Raw genomic sequence first — 14,513 nt, 5'->3', positions numbered from 1 at the left:
AGATGGCGCACTCCGTGCAGGTGCGATTGGGGAAGCGGCGTGGCGAGGATCGGAAAGTGGATCGGGGGCGGGCTCGGCGCGGTGCTGCTGCTGGCCGTGGCGCTGTATCTGGCATCGCGGTGGTGGCCGGTGCCGGCGGCGCAGCGCGCTGCGCTGGCGCAGCTGCGGCAAGCGCCGCCGCCGCTGCAGGGGCCGAACCTGTTCGTCGACCTGTGGCTGCTGCCTTACGCCATTCCGCCGGCACAGCGGCAGGCGGTGCTCGACGAAGACCTGCGCAGGTTCCGCCAGGGGCTGGCCGGGCAGCCGTTGCGCAGTGCGGCCAGCGATTATCCGCGCACGCCGGACTGGCCGTCCGAGCGCGTATCGCGTTGCAATTGGGACGAGGACGATTGCCTGGCCAAGGTGCGTGCGCGGCGGCAGGACTATGCGCAGGCGCTGGCGGCGCAGGACGCCTTGTTGGCGCGCATGCCGGTGCCGACGGCGGCATCTGGCTATCGCACGCCCTTCCCGGTGCACCAGGAAGGGGCACTGCCTGCGTTCTCGGTGCTGCAGACGCCGCCGATGCGCCGCGCTCTGGATTTCGTCGAGGGTCGGACCGATCCGGCCCTGGCCGGAGTCTGCAACGACGCCAGTGTGGCGCGGGTCTTGCTGCGCAGTGGCGACAATATGCTGGCGACGACGATCGGGGCGGCGATGTTGCGCGGCAATGCGCGCCTGTTCGCCGCCATGCTCGCCGAGCTGCCCGCGCAGCAGGCGCTGCCGGCGCAGTGCGCACAGGCGTTCGCGCCGCTGTCGGTCGACGAGGTCAGCCTATGCCGGCCGTTGCGTGGCGAGGCGCGTGCGTTGTTCGCGTCGCTCGACGCGTTCGATCGCACGCGCGCTGCGCCGGATGAGCGCTGGTACGAAGCATTGGGGGTGACCCTGCTGTTCGACCGCGCGCGCAGCGAGGCGCTGGTCGCGCCGGCCTACACCCGGACGTGCGCGGCAGACGTGCGTGCGAGCCTGCGCGCGGACCGGCGGCTGGCCCAGGCGCAGATGACCGCGCCGGTGGGCTCGCCGTTCTCCTGCCTGGCCAATCAGTTCGGATGCGCGTTGGTGAGCTTGCCGGCGTCCAATTTCGTCGGCGGTGCGCAACGGGTGCTGCAGGATACCGCTGCGGCGATGCGGCTGACCTCGGCGTTGCTGTGGCTGCGTGCGCATCCCGGCGTCCAGCCGCTGTCGCAGCGCTTGGCAGCGCTACCGCTCGATCTGCGCGGGGCGCAGCGGCCGCTGCAGGCGACAGCCGACGGACAGGGCGTGCAGGTGGCGCTGTACGCCCACAGCGAAGGCGATGCGCTGCGCTTGCCGTTGCCGGGCAGCAGGCTGCCGCACAGAAACTGAAAATGGCGACATGCGCGCCGCGTGCATTACCGCGCCGGCTTGCGCTTGACGTACAGCTGCTTGCGCGTGCGCGCCACCACCTCGCCCTGCGCGTCGAGGATCTCGTTGTCGAACCAGCGCAGGTACTTGTCGCCGCCAGCGGTGGCGGTGCGCAGTTCGTCCAGCAGTGCGTCGTCGAGACGGAACTGCGCGGTCACCGTGCCGCGGCCCGGGCGCACGAACTCGATGCTGCCGGCCTTGTCCCAGACGTAGTAGGCGCTGCCCAGGTTCTGCATCGCCAGCAGCATCCAGAACGGATCGGTCATCGCGAACAGGCTGCCGCCGAAATGGGTGCCGACGTAGTTGCGGTTCCATGGCCGCATGCGCAACTCGACCCGCGCGTAGCGATAGTCCGGACTCAGTTCCACCAGATGGATGCCGGCGAACAGAAACGGCGGCCACAGGTTCAGGCCCAGGCGGAACAGGGAGGCTTTCATGGCGAACGGTGAGCGGCGCTAGGGGAGGGTGAGCTTACCATTCGCATGGGTATGGTGGGATTGGGCGGCGGGTAATGCCGGTGCGCCGCCTCCCACGTCACGCAACGGCCGGCCTGACATAGGCACGGCCGGTTGCTGCCTTCCGTGCAAGCTTCAGAACAACAGCGCCGACATCTTGCGCCGGTAGCGGCCGACCAGGTCCTCGTCCTCGATCACCCGGAACGCGTCGATCAGCGACTTCTTGGGCAGGCCGTCCTCGAAGCTGCGGTCCTGCCGCAGCATCTCCAGGAACTGCTCCAGCGCCGCTTCGTCCTCGCCGCCGACCAGGCGCTGCACGCCGAGCAGGTAGCGCGACTTCAGATCGGCCGGGTCCTGCGCGATCGCCGCCTGCAGCGATTCCAGCGGCGGCGCCGACTGCAACGCGCTGACGAAGCCCAGCCGCGCCCGCGCCCGCACCGCGCGTTCGTCGGTGGCCAGGTTGGCCGGCAGCGCGTCGATCAGTGCCTCGGCTTCGCTGGCCGCACCGGTCTTCACCAGCGCCAGCGCCAGGTCCAGCTTCAGTTCGTCCTTGTCCGGCTCCGCAGCCACCGCGTCGCGCAAACGCAGCACCTCGGCGTGCGGGTCCAGCGGCGCTGCGGGCGCGTCGTCCTGGACCTCGGCCGGCGCCGGCAGCGGCGCGATGCCGTGCTGGGTCAGGAACTCGCGCAGCTGGCCTTCGGGCATGGCGCCGGGGAAGCCGTCGACCAGTTGCCCATCCTTGACCAGGAACACGGTCGGCACCGAGCGGATCTGGAACGCGGCGGCGATCTGCTGCTCCTGGTCCACATCGACCTTGGCCAGCTCGAACGCGCCGTGGTACTCGGCGGCCAGCTTCTCCAGGATCGGGCTCAGGGTCTTGCACGGGCCGCACCAGGGCGCCCAGAAGTCCACCAGCACGGGGGTCTGCAGCGATTTCTGCAGCACTTCCGCTTCGAAGGTCTCGGTCTTGGCGTCGAAAACGTGGGGCATGTCGGACATGGGAGGCATCGTGGCTGGCGAAGAATGATGGGTTCTATGGTGGCAGACCGGCGGCGACGCAAGGGTAAGCAGGGCGGCGATGGCCTCCGCGCCGGCGCCGCGGCGATCGCGGCCGTGGCGGGCACGCAGGGTGCCAGCCGCGGCCGCAGCGGCGACAATGGGCGTTTGGCGCGCCGCGGTGGCGTGGCGGCGCAGGTGCCCGGAGACACGATGGCGAACCGATACGATCAGGCGCTGCGCTATGCAGGGCCGTTGCTGGCGCTGGTCGCCGTGGCCGCGGTGGTGGGTTTCGGGCTGGCCCTGCCGGGCTACCTGCCGTGGTCGCATCCGGTGGCGCTGCTCGGCGCCACCGGCATCCCCCATGCCGGGGCCTTCGACCTGCTGGCCTTCGTGCTGCCCGGGGCGCTGGCGGTGGCGCTGGCGCTGCGCCTGCTGCTGCGCAGCGGCCGTGGCGCGCCCTGGTCGCTGCGCGTCGGCGGCCAGTTGCTGCTGCTGGCCGGGCTGGCCTTCGCCGGCATGGGCCTGCTGCCGCTGGACCCGGCCGACCTGGAGTCGCGCGCCACCCAGTTGCATGCCAGCGCCTGGCTGCTGTGGGTGGTGGCGCTGGTGGCGGCCGCCAGCCTGCTGGCCGTCGGTGCCTGGCGCCAGCCCGGCGCGCGCGGCTGGGCGCGGGTCGCGCTGGCGGTGGCGCTGCTGGCCGCGCTCGGCGCGTTCGCGCTGGACGCGCTGCTGTCGGCGGCGGTGGCGCAGCGGCTGGTGTTCGCGCTGTGGTGGGCCTGGCTGGCGCTGCTGGCCTGCTGGCCCGGGCCGCAGGCGCTGCCGCGCAGCGGCTGAAACCGTCGCCGCCGCGCAATCGGCGCTGTCCCGCAGCGCCTCCAACCCGCCCGGCGCAAGGCCGTTGCGCGGTCCGTCCGCCGCGCCGGGCGGCGCGGCAAGCGTGGTTTTCCCCGTCTCCGTCGCGCTGGCAGCGATGCGCGCGCGGTTCCCCGGGCCGGGCGCGGGCGAGCGGCGCCGGCACCGCTCGTCGCCAGGATTGGAGCCGCTTGCTGCGCTGCGGTACCCTTGCCTGCTTTGTTGCCGCCTGGCCCTTGCCCGTTTCCATGTCCGCCGTCGAGCCCACCGCCTACGACCCGCAGCAGGTCGAATCGTCCGCCCAGCAGTTCTGGGACGCCACCCGCGCCTTCGAGGTCAACGAGACCTCCGACAAGCCCAAGTTCTACTGCCTGTCGATGCTGCCGTACCCGTCCGGTGCGCTGCACATGGGCCACGTGCGCAACTACACGATCGGCGACGTGATCAGCCGCTACCAGCGCATGAACGGCAAGAACGTGCTGCAGCCGATGGGCTGGGACGCGTTCGGCCTGCCGGCCGAGAACGCCGCGATCAAGAACAAGACCGCGCCGGCGAAGTGGACCTACGCCAACATCGAGCACATGCGCAGCCAGCTCAAGTCGCTGGGCTACGCGATCGACTGGTCGCGCGAATTCGCCACCTGCCGGCCCGAGTACTACGTGCACGAGCAGCGCATGTTCACCCGGCTGATGCGCAAGGGCCTGGCCTACCGCCGCAATGCGGTGGTGAACTGGGATCCGGTCGACCAGACCGTGCTGGCCAACGAGCAGGTCATCGACGGCCGCGGCTGGCGCTCCGGTGCGCTGGTGGAGAAGCGCGAGATCCCGCAGTGGTTCCTGCGCATCACCGACTACGCGCAGGAACTGCTCGACGGCCTGGACCAGCTGCCGGGCTGGCCGGAATCGGTCAAGACCATGCAGCGCAACTGGATCGGCCGTTCCGAAGGCCTGGAAATCCAGTTTGAGGTGCGCGACGCCGACGGCGCGGCGCTGGATCCGCTGCGCGTGTTCACCACGCGCCCGGACACGCTGATGGGGCTGACCTTCGTCTCCATCGCCAGCGAACATCCGCTGGCGCTGCATGCGGCCAAGTCCAACCCGCAGCTGGCCGCCTTGCTGGCCGAGCTGAAGCAGGGCGGCGTGTCCGAGGCGGAACTGGAAACCCAGGAAAAGCGCGGCATGGACACCGGCCTGGTGGCGGTGCATCCGATCAGCGGCGAGCAGGTCCCGGTGTGGGTCGCCAATTTCGTGCTGATGGGCTACGGCACCGGCGCGGTGATGGCGGTGCCCGGCCACGACCAGCGCGATTTCGAGTTCGCCAACAAGTACGCGCTGCCGATCCGCCAGGTGATCGCGCTGACGGCGCCGAAGAACGACGAGGAGCGCACCTGGGAGTCGAGCGTCTGGCGCGACTGGTACACCGACAAGACCCGCGAGTTCGAACTGGTCAACTCGGCCGAGTTCGACGGCCTGGACTACCACGGCGCGTTCGAGGCGCTGGCCGAGCGCTTCGAGCGCAAGGGCCAGGGCCAGCGCCGCATCAACTACCGCCTGCGCGACTGGGGCGTCAGTCGCCAGCGCTACTGGGGCTGCCCGATCCCGGTGATCTACTGCGCCAGCTGCGGCGCGGTGCCGGTGCCGGAAGACCAGTTGCCGGTGCTGCTGCCGGAGAACGTGGCGCTGAGCGGCACCGGGTCGCCGCTGAAGACCGATCCGGAATGGCGCAAGACCACCTGCCCGCAGTGCGGCGCGGCGGCCGAGCGCGAGACCGACACCTTCGACACCTTCATGGAGTCGAGCTGGTACTACGCGCGCTACACCTCGCCCGGCGCCAAGGACATGGTCGACAAGCGCGGCAACTACTGGCTGCCGGTGGACCAGTACATCGGCGGCATCGAGCACGCGATCCTGCACCTGATGTACTTCCGCTTCTTCCACAAGCTGCTGCGCGACGCGCGCCTGGTGGACAGCGACGAGCCGGCGACCAACCTGCTGACCCAGGGCATGGTGATCGCCGAGACCTACTACCGCGACAACGGCGACGGCTCCAAGGACTGGATCAACCCGGCCGACGTGGACGTGCAGCGCGACGAGCGCGGCCGCATCGTCGGCGCCAGCCTGATCGCCGACGGCGCGCCGGTGCAGATCGGCGGCACCGAGAAGATGTCCAAGTCCAAGAACAACGGCGTGGACCCGCAGGCGATGGTCGGCAAGTACGGCGCCGACACGGTGCGCCTGTTCTCGATGTTCGCCGCGCCGCCGGAGCAGTCGCTGGAGTGGAACGAGGCCGGCGTGGACGGCATGGCACGGTTCCTGCGCCGGCTGTGGGCGCAGGTGCATAAGCATGTCGCCGACGGCGCCGCCCCGGCGCTGGATGCGGCCGCGCTGGGCGCCGAGCACAAGGCGCTGCGGCGCAAGACCCACGAGACCATCGGCAAGGTCGCCGACGACTACGGCCGGCGCCACAGCTTCAACACCGCGATCGCCGCGGTGATGGAGCTGACCAACGCGCTGGCCAAGTTCGACGATGCCGGCGACCAGGGCCGCGCGGTGCGCCAGGAAGCGCTGGAAGCGGCGGTGCTGCTGCTCAACCCGATCACCCCGCACGCCAGCCATGCGCTGTGGCAGGCGCTGGGGCATGCGCCGACGCTGCTGGAAGACCTGCCGTTCCCGCAGCCGGACCCGGCCGCGCTGGTGCGCGACGCGCTGACCCTGGCGGTGCAGGTCAACGGCAAGCTGCGCGGCACCATCGAGGTCGCGGCCGACGCCCCGCGCGAGCAGATCGAGGCGCTGGCCCAGGCCGAGCCGAACACCGCCAAGTTCCTGGAAGGCCTGAGCATCCGCAAGATCATCATCGTGCCGGGCAAGATCGTGAACCTGGTGGCGGCGTGAACCGCGCCACCGCGGGCGCACGCGGTGTCGCGGCGCCGGGTGCGGCGGCAGCGTCGGCGCGCGCTTCGGTACGTCTCAACCTTCGTTCACGCGGCATCGGGCAGGCTAGCCGCCTGTTGCCGCGCCCAGCCGGCTCCTCCAGACTGTGTCCATGACCCGACTCCTGCTCGCCCTCGTCCTCGCGACGACCCTGACCGCCTGCGGCTTCCATCTGCGCGACAAGCTGACCCTGCCGGCCGGCACGCCCTCGGTAAAGGTGGTCTCCTCGGCGCCCTACAGCGAGCTGGTGAAGCTGCTCGAACGCGGCCTGCGCGCCGCCGGTGCGGAGATCGCGCCGAAAGAGGTCAACACCGGCGTGGCGCGCCTGGAAGTGCTGTCCGAGCGCTGGGGCGACCTGCCGATCGCGCTCGACGCCGAAGGCCGCGCCCAGGAATACAGCCTGCGCTACGCGGCGATCTTCGTGTTCCGCCGCGCCGACGGCAGCGTGCTGGTGCCGCAGCAGGTGATCGAGCTGTCGCGCGACTACGTGTCGCCGCCGACCGACGCCACCGGCACCACCACCGAGCGCGAGATCCTCGCCGACGAACTGCGCCGCGAGATGTCGGCCTCGATGCTGCGCCGGATCGACAGCGTGGTACGCGCCGAAGTGCGCAGCGGCAAGAACGTCAACGAAGCGCCGCCGGCCGCCACCGGCACGCCGGTCGAAGGCACGCCGGACCCCGGCACGCCGCCGGCGACCTCGCCGCAGCCTTGATCGGCCGGCCACCGTCCGCCGCCTGTCGCTCGCCCGTAACCGGCGATCCGCTGGCGGCGCGCAGCGACAGGCCCTAGGTTGCCGCCATGGAATTGCGTCCCGAACAGCTCGTCACCCAGCCGGCCGCACAGCCGCTGCATCCGGTCTATCTGATCGCCGGCCCGGAAACCCTGCGCGTGCTCGAAGCCGCCGATGCGGTGCGTGCACGTGCGCGCGCCGAAGGCATCGGCGAGCGCGAGGTGTTCGACGCCGACGGCCGCGATTTCGACTGGAGCCAGCTGTATTCCAGCTTCAACGCGCCGAGCCTGTTCAGCCCGCGCCGGCTGATCGAACTGCGCCTGCCCAGCGGCAAGCCCGGCAAGGAAGGCGGCGAGGTGATCAGCGCGTTCTGCGCCGATCCGCCGCCGGACGTGGTGCTGCTGATCACCTGCAACGAATGGAGCAAGGCGCACCAGGGCAAGTGGGCCGACGCGGTCGGCCGGCTCGGGGTGATCGCGGTGGCCTGGGCGATCAAGCCGCACGAACTGGGCGACTGGATCGAGCGCCGCCTGCGCAGCAAGGGCCTGCGTGCCGACGCCGGCGCGGTGCAGCGCCTGGCCGAGCGGGTCGAAGGCAATCTGCTGGCCGCCGCGCAGGAGATCGACAAGCTGGCGTTGCTGGCCGACGGGCAGAGCCTGGACGTGGCGGCGATGGAGTCGCTGGTCGCCGATGCCGCGCGTTACGACGTGTTCCGCCTGGCCGAGGCCACCCTGGCCGGGCAGGCGCCGGCGGTCGGACGCATGCTCGCCGGCCTGCGCGCCGAGGGCGAAGCGGTGGCGGCCTTGCTGCCGATCCTGATCAAGGAACTGCTGCGCACCGCGGCGCTGGCCAAGGTCCAGGCGGCCGGCGGCAACCTGGCCGCGGAGATGAAGGGGCATGGCATCTGGGAGTCGCGCCAGGCCCCGTTCAAGCGCGCCCTGCAGCGGCATGCCGAACCGCGCCGCTGGGAACGCTTCGCCGCCGAAGCCGGGCGCATCGACCGTATCGCCAAGGGCCGCGCCGACGGCGACGCCTGGATCGCACTGGAGCGCCTCCTGCTGGCCATCGCCGAGGCGCGGGCGGTGCGGTTGTTGGTGGTATGAAGGCCGGGATTGGAGATTCGGGATTGGGGATTGGCAACAGCGGCGATCCGGTGATGCCGGATGCGAGCGCAGAACTTCCCGCCGTTGACGAATCCCCAATCCCCAATCCCGAATCCCGGCCTTTCCTCCACCTGATCTACGGCGGCACCTTCGACCCCATCCACAACGGCCACCTGGCGATCGCGCGGGCGGCGCGCGATGCGTTCGGGGTACCGGTGCGGCTGATGCCGGCGGCCGATCCGCCGCATCGCCAGGCGCCGGGCGCCGATGCCCGGCAGCGCTGCGAGATGCTGGCGCTGGCGATCGACGGCGAAGCCGGGCTGCTGCTCGACCGGCACGAGCTGCAGCGCGCGCTGGCGCAGCCGGGCGTGGCCTCGTACAGCATCGACACGGTGCGCGAACTGCGCGCCGAACTCGGCGCCGCCGCGCCGCTGGCGCTGCTGATCGGCGCCGACAGCTTCGTCGGGTTCAATAGCTGGCGCGACTGGCGCGGCCTGCTCGACGCGGCGCATCTGGTCGTCGCCGACCGTGCCGGCAGCGGCTGGGAACGCGCCTTGCCGGCCGAACTGGCGCAGGCGGTGGCCGGGCGCTGGGCGGCGTCGCCGCAGGCGCTGGCCGGCGCGCCGGGCGGCCTGCTGTGGTGCCTGCGGCAGCCGCTGCGCAGCGAATCGGCCAGCCAGGTGCGCGCGCGCATCGCCGCCGGCGGCGACTGGGCGGCGCTGGTGCCGCCCGCGGTCGCCGACTACATCCGTGCCGCCGGGCTGTATGCGGTGGACCCTGCCGCTCCCGCGCCGACTAGCTGAATACGCGTCTTCGCACAGTTCCCTATAATTCGCCCATTCCATCGAGTTCGCACCTTTGTCCAGTCAAGCCCACGTCATCAAGACCCAACTGCCCAACCCGCCGCCGTCGTTGCCGGTACTGCTCGCCCATGTCCGCAACGCGCTCGACGAGCTCAAGGCCAAGGACGCGGTGGAAATCGACGTGCGCGGCAAGTCCAGCGTCACCGATTACATGATCGTCGTCTCCGGCACCTCCACCCGCCACGTCAAGTCGATCGCCGACGAAGTGATCAAGCACGCCAAGAAGCTGGACGTGATGCCGCTGGGCGTGGAAGGCGAGCGCGAGGCCGAGTGGGTGCTGGTCGATCTCGGCGACGTGGTGGTGCACGTGATGCTGCCGCGGGTGCGCGAGTTCTATGCGCTGGAGCGGCTGTGGACGGTCGGCGACCAGCCGCCGAGCGATGACGACGGCGACGCACCGGCACGCGATGCCTAAGCGGCACGACGACGCGCGCGGCGCCGGCGGCGATGCGTCGCCGGTGCGGGTGCGGGTGCGCGTCGCGGTCGGCGAGGTCGCGCAGTCGCGCGCGACCCCCGCGCGCAAGCGCTTCGGCGCACTGATCGAACGTCTCGAGCGCACGCGCGTGCAATTGCGCGCCTGGCACGAGGCGTTGCCGCGTTGGGAACAGCGTTTCCACGAACAGGTCGAGCCGTTGCTGCAGGCGCGCGATGCGGCGCAGGCGCAGCTGCTGCGGGAACTGGATGCGGCGCATGCCGCCTACAAGCTGAGCAAGCGCGATCGCGCCGATCTGTCCGAGGCGATCTGCGAACTGGCCGCGCTGCTGATCCAGGACGGTGGCGGCGACGAACTCAAGCGCATCTACGACCGCCACAGTCCGGTCGGTTTCGACCAGGGACTGGCCGAGTCCGAGGCGCTGCTGAAGTCGGTGATCGGCGAGGAGTTCGGCCTGACCGAGGAAGAGTTGCGGCATGTCCAGTCGCCCGAGGCGCTGTACGCGCAGGTGCAGGAGCGCCTGCAGGCGCAACAGGCGCACGCGGACGGGCGCGCGCAGCAGCGCGCGAAGCGTCGCCGCGCCGGTGCCGGCAAGCCAGCGGACAGCGTCGCCGATCCGCAACAGGCGCGCCGCGCGCTGTACCGCAACCTGGTCGCGGCCCTGCATCCGGACCGCGAGCCCGATCCGCAGCAGCGCGAACGCAAGACCACGTTGATGCAGCGGCTCAACCAGGCCTATCGCGACGACGACCTGCTGACCCTGCTGGAACTGCAACTGGAGATCGGTCAACTGGATCAGGCCGCAATCGCGGCGATGGCCGAGGAACGGATTCGCGACTACAACAGCATGTTCGCCACGCAACTGAAGCAGGTCGAGCTGGAGCTGGCGCAGGTGGTCGATGACTTCATGGGGCGCTATGGCCTGTACGAAGAGCGTCGTCCGCAGCCGCAGCGCCTGGACGCGTTGCTGGCGCAGTTCAAGCGCCAGCTGCAGGACGAGATCCAGCAATGCGCCGAAGACCGTGCCGCGGCAAGTCGGCCGGATACGCTCAAACAGTGGATCAAGCTATACCGTGCGCGCTTGATCGAGCAGCAGATCGACGACGGGATGTTCGACGTGGCGTTCGTGCCGGAGCGCTGGTGAGGCGCGCGCTGTGAAGGCGCGACTCATCGCCACCGGCGAACGCGCGCCCGCCTGGGTCACGCAGGGCTTCGCCGAATACCGCAAACGCCTGTCGCACTGGCTGCCGCTGGAGCTGGTAGAGATCGAACCCGGGTTGCGCGGCAAGGGCCGCGACGCGCATCGCGCGATCGAGGACGAAGGCCGCCGCGTGCTCGCCGCGCTGCCGAAGAACGCGCTGGTGGTGGCGCTGGATGTGCCCGGCAAGCCGTACAGTTCCGAACAGCTGGCGCAGCGCATGGAACACTGGCGCGGCCAGGGCCGCGACCTGGCGCTGCTGATCGGCGGTCCCGAAGGCCATTCGCCCGAAGTGCTGGCGGTGGCCAGCGAATCCTGGTCGCTGGGTCCGCTGACCCTGCCGCACATGCTGGTGCGGTTGGTGGTGGCCGAACAGCTGTACCGCGCCGCGGCGATGCTGGCCAACCACCCCTACCATCGCGCGTGATCGTCGGGTTCGCCTGATACGCCTGGTGCGTGCACGACGCGCCAGCCGCGCGTCGCCCACGGCGACATCGCAATGCGTCCTCTGCAGCATCTCTGCAGCATCGGCAAACAAAAAAGCCCGGGCTCGCGCCCGGGCTTTTTCGTGTAGCGCGACGCGTTCGATCAGTTGAACGTGTACTTGGCGCCCACCGTGAAGTAGCGGCCGACCGCGCCGCTGAAGTGCAGCGGGTTGTAGTTGACGCCGCCGTAGGTCGACGGATCCAGTGGCGCGATCCGGTCGAACACGTTCTGCACCGAGGCGTTGAGTTCGAACGCGTCGGTGACGTTCCAGCGGCCGGACAGGTCGAAGGTGGTGAACGAGGCGATCTTCTCGACCGGGCTGCCGTCCGCGTAGAACGCCAGGTAGTCGCCGCCGCGGCGGTCCTTGTTCTCGATGCTGTCGATGTAGTTGACCACGCCGCTGACGCTCCAGCTGCCCTGCTTCCAGGTAGTGCCGAAGTTGACACGGTCTTGCGGGGTGCCGATGCAGTTGGTCACGTCGCAGTTGCCGTGGGTGCCGACGTAGTCGACCGTGGTGTCGCCTTCGGTGCGCTCGAACTTGAGCAGGTGGCTCCACTGCGCGTCCAGCTCCAGCTGGCCCGGACCGATCTCGAAGGTCTGGCGGATATCCGTATCGATGCCGCGCACGCGCGAGGAGTTGGCGTTCACGTATTCGGTGTTCACCGCCAGGATGGTGCCGCTGCCGGCCACGCCGCCGATGTCGTTGCTGTCGCGCAGCACATTGCCGGCGGCAATCGCGTCGGCCGTGCTGCCCTGGGCGATCTCGTTGGTGCGCTTGATTTGCCACGCATCAACGGTCAGCGAGGTGCTGGCGGTGGGCTGCAGCACGAAGCCTACCGAGTAGCTCTTCGACTCTTCCGGCACCAGCGCCGAGTTGGGACGGGTGATGATCGCCACCGAACGCGCGGTGCACTCGTTGGCCGGATCGATGGCGCACCGCACCGGATCGCGTGCGTTGGAGAACGCGGCCAGGCCGCCATCGCCGTTCTCGGCCGGGTTCGGCGCACGGAAGCCTTCGGCATAGCTGGCGCGCAGGGCGATCCACTCGGCCGGGGTCCACTTCACGCCCAGCTTCGGCGTAGCCTTGCCGTCGCCGCTCTCGTACTTGTCGTAACGCACCGCCGCCGACAGTTCCAACTGCTCCAGCACCGGCGCCGACAGCTCGGCGTAGGCGGCATAGACGTTCTGGGTGCCGTCGTAGGCCGAGTAGCCCAGGCCGATGATGTCGCCGACGTCGGTGAAGGTCTGCGGGGTCAGGCTGTTGCTGGTCTTGCGCCATTCGGTACCCAGCGCCAGGCCCAGTGGACCGCCCTGCAGGTCGGCCAGGCTGCGCGAGACCTTGAAGTCGAACATGTCCAGGCTGGACTTGGCGGTCGCGCTGATGGTCGGCGAGATGTAGTCGTACAACGCTTGCGAGTTCAGCCCGGCGTTGTCGCCGATGCGCCAGGTGCCGGCCGCGCAGGCCGGGTTGCCCAGCACGCACTGCACCGCGCTGTAGCGTAGGAAGCCGGTACGTTTGTTGACCAGGTCGGTGCCCGAATGCAGGTAGGCGGTGTCGTAGCTCCACTCGCCCCAGTTGCCCTTGACCCCGACCAGGAAGCGGTTGAACTCGTTGGTGTTGTCGGTCACGCGCGGACCCACATCCCAGGCGCTGTAGCGCACGCGCGCGGCGTAGGGCAGCGGATTGTCGGGATGGCCGGCATAGAGCGTGGTGGCGCCAGCGCCGCTGTTGGCGTTGACCGGGCCGCCGGGATAGCCCCAGCCGCCGGACACGCTGGACGGGGTATTGGAGAACACGGTCTCCTTCTTCGAGTAGCCGATCTCGGTGTAGATCTCGCCGCCTTCGCCGAAGGCGAAGCTGGCGCGGCCGAACACGTTGACGTACTTCTCTTCCGGACTCAGGTCGCGGTACAGCTGGGCCGGATCCCACAGGCAGCCCTGGGCCTGGGCCGTGGCATCGGACTGGCCGGGAATCGTGGTCAAGCCGGCGCAACCGGGCAGAGCCACCAACTGCGGCGTGGCGGCGTTGTTGAACACCGAGCCGTTCGGACCCACGCCGCCAGCGGTGCCGCCGCTGAGGTAGGCGCCGCCGAGGAACTGCACGTCGGCGGCGTCGTAGCCGTAGCGGCGGATATCGCCGGTGCCGATCCACTTGCGGTCCTTGCGGTCGCTGATCTTGATCGCGTCGGACTTGCCCACGTCCAGGCTGAAGAACGCGTTCCAGCCGTCGTTGGCGAAGTTGCCGGTACCGGCGGTCAGGGTCGCCTTGCGGGTGTCGCCGTCGCTGTCGCCGGACATGCCGTAGGAGCCGCGCAGGATCGCGCCTTCGAAGTCGCTGCGCAGGATGATGTTGACCACGCCGGCGATGGCGTCGGAGCCATAGATCGCCGAGGCGCCATCCTTCAGGATGTCGATCCGCTCGACCGCGTCCAGCGGGATGGTGCTCAGGTCGGTGAACACCTTCTGGCCGTCGTCGGCCAGGCCGTAGGTGGCCATGCGCCGGCCGTTCAACAGCACCAGGGTGGAGCCGGCACCGAGGCCGCGCAGCGAGATGCCGGCGCCGCCGCCGGCGAAGCCGTTGCCGAAGCTCTTGGGAATCGAGCCGGCGCCATCGGAGGTCAGCGTCTGCAGGTATTCGGCCACCGTGCTCTTGCCGGTACGGTCGATTTCCTGGCGGGTGACCACCTGGACCGGGGACGGGGTTTCGGTATTGGTACGGGGGATGTTGGAGCCGGTGACGGTGATGCGGTCGAGGTTGGTCGCCGCTTCCTGCGCGAATGCCGCCGGTGCTGCCGCGGTGGTGGCCAGGGCGCTGGCAATGCACGCGCATAGCGCAAGGCGGCGGGTCGCACGCCGTTGATTCTGGGTGTTCACAGTTTCTCTCCTAACTGGAAACGCAAGTTTTAATTTCTAATGGAGCAATTGGCGCCGACTTATGGTGTCCGGCTGCGTGCCATCTAGGTGCATTTATCGTGAATAAATAGTGAATTTTTCGATTGAACGGCCCCGGCGGATAGCCGCTGCGCCGGGACCGTTCCCCGC

Annotated in this window: 12 protein-coding genes; 9 read left to right on the top strand and 3 right to left on the bottom strand. The window is 69.8% G+C overall.

Features of this window, described 5'->3' with window-relative positions; translation table 11 throughout:
* Positions 1 to 39: 39 nt before the first annotated feature.
* Complete coding sequence (locus HEP74_RS13760) at positions 40 to 1,380, top strand: hypothetical protein (protein ID WP_255427747.1); 1,341 nt, start codon at positions 40 to 42, stop codon at positions 1,378 to 1,380.
* Positions 1,381 to 1,406: 26 nt separating this feature from the next.
* Here HEP74_RS13760 and HEP74_RS13755 read toward each other — a convergent pair whose 3' ends face one another.
* Positions 1,407 to 1,856 carry a DUF4442 domain-containing protein gene (locus tag HEP74_RS13755; RefSeq protein WP_185813358.1) on the bottom strand — a complete coding sequence of 150 codons (450 nt, stop codon included), beginning with the start codon at positions 1,854 to 1,856 and terminating at the stop codon, positions 1,407 to 1,409.
* Between the two features lie 153 nt (positions 1,857 to 2,009).
* Entirely contained in the window at positions 2,010 to 2,873 is an 864-nt protein-coding gene (gene trxA / locus HEP74_RS13750) for a thioredoxin (protein ID WP_185813357.1), read from the bottom strand.
* Between the two features lie 210 nt (positions 2,874 to 3,083).
* Between trxA and HEP74_RS13745 the strand changes: the two genes are divergently transcribed.
* From HEP74_RS13745 to rlmH, 8 genes are all read left to right on the top strand, one after another.
* The gene (locus tag HEP74_RS13745) at positions 3,084 to 3,707 is read left to right on the top strand and encodes a DUF998 domain-containing protein (protein WP_185813356.1); all 624 of its coding nucleotides are present in this window, start codon (positions 3,084 to 3,086) and stop codon (positions 3,705 to 3,707) included.
* Between the two features lie 266 nt (positions 3,708 to 3,973).
* Positions 3,974 to 6,616: a leucine--tRNA ligase gene (leuS, locus tag HEP74_RS13740; RefSeq protein ID WP_185813355.1), complete on the top strand. Its 2,643-nt coding sequence runs from the start codon at positions 3,974 to 3,976 to the stop codon at positions 6,614 to 6,616.
* 151 nt (positions 6,617 to 6,767) lie between these two features.
* Positions 6,768 to 7,370 (top strand): LPS-assembly lipoprotein LptE, encoded by a 603-nt coding sequence (locus HEP74_RS13735; protein WP_185813354.1) that lies wholly within the window; start codon positions 6,768 to 6,770, stop codon positions 7,368 to 7,370.
* A gap of 86 nt (positions 7,371 to 7,456) precedes the next feature.
* Positions 7,457 to 8,491 carry a DNA polymerase III subunit delta gene (gene holA, locus HEP74_RS13730; RefSeq protein WP_185813353.1) on the top strand — a complete coding sequence of 345 codons (1,035 nt, stop codon included), beginning with the start codon at positions 7,457 to 7,459 and terminating at the stop codon, positions 8,489 to 8,491.
* A gap of 23 nt (positions 8,492 to 8,514) precedes the next feature.
* Positions 8,515 to 9,294 (top strand): nicotinate-nucleotide adenylyltransferase, encoded by a 780-nt coding sequence (nadD, locus tag HEP74_RS13725; protein WP_255427746.1) that lies wholly within the window; start codon positions 8,515 to 8,517, stop codon positions 9,292 to 9,294.
* 55 nt (positions 9,295 to 9,349) lie between these two features.
* Complete coding sequence (rsfS, locus tag HEP74_RS13720; RefSeq protein WP_185813351.1) at positions 9,350 to 9,769, top strand: ribosome silencing factor; 420 nt, start codon at positions 9,350 to 9,352, stop codon at positions 9,767 to 9,769.
* Complete coding sequence (locus HEP74_RS13715) at positions 9,762 to 10,931, top strand: J domain-containing protein (RefSeq protein WP_185813350.1); 1,170 nt, start codon at positions 9,762 to 9,764, stop codon at positions 10,929 to 10,931. The genes rsfS and HEP74_RS13715 overlap by 8 nt, the downstream gene beginning before the upstream one ends.
* A gap of 10 nt (positions 10,932 to 10,941) precedes the next feature.
* A complete protein-coding gene (rlmH, locus tag HEP74_RS13710) occupies positions 10,942 to 11,412 on the top strand; it encodes a 23S rRNA (pseudouridine(1915)-N(3))-methyltransferase RlmH (protein ID WP_185813349.1) in 471 nt (156 codons plus the stop codon).
* A gap of 161 nt (positions 11,413 to 11,573) precedes the next feature.
* On the opposite strand, the gene HEP74_RS13705 is transcribed toward rlmH, so the two are convergent.
* The gene (locus HEP74_RS13705) at positions 11,574 to 14,291 is read right to left on the bottom strand and encodes a TonB-dependent receptor (RefSeq protein WP_255427977.1); all 2,718 of its coding nucleotides are present in this window, start codon (positions 14,289 to 14,291) and stop codon (positions 11,574 to 11,576) included.
* Positions 14,292 to 14,513: the final 222 nt, after the last annotated feature.

The sequence above is a fragment of the Xanthomonas sp. SS genome, from assembly GCF_014236835.1.
Lineage (GTDB): Bacteria > Pseudomonadota > Gammaproteobacteria > Xanthomonadales > Xanthomonadaceae > Xanthomonas_A.
The sequence above is the reverse complement of the archived record's forward strand: the minus strand, read 5'-3'. Positions and strand labels throughout refer to the sequence as shown.

Coding starts and splice junctions, on each gene's coding strand:
- HEP74_RS13755 (WP_185813358.1), bottom strand. CDS start 1,856: ATGAAAGCCTCCCTGTTCCGCCTGGGCCTGAACCTGTGGCCGCCGTTT.
- trxA (WP_185813357.1), bottom strand. CDS start 2,873: ATGTCCGACATGCCCCACGTTTTCGACGCCAAGACCGAGACCTTCGAA.
- HEP74_RS13745 (WP_185813356.1), top strand. CDS start 3,084: ATGGCGAACCGATACGATCAGGCGCTGCGCTATGCAGGGCCGTTGCTG.
- leuS (WP_185813355.1), top strand. CDS start 3,974: ATGTCCGCCGTCGAGCCCACCGCCTACGACCCGCAGCAGGTCGAATCG.
- HEP74_RS13735 (WP_185813354.1), top strand. CDS start 6,768: ATGACCCGACTCCTGCTCGCCCTCGTCCTCGCGACGACCCTGACCGCC.
- holA (WP_185813353.1), top strand. CDS start 7,457: ATGGAATTGCGTCCCGAACAGCTCGTCACCCAGCCGGCCGCACAGCCG.
- HEP74_RS13715 (WP_185813350.1), top strand. CDS start 9,762: ATGCCTAAGCGGCACGACGACGCGCGCGGCGCCGGCGGCGATGCGTCG.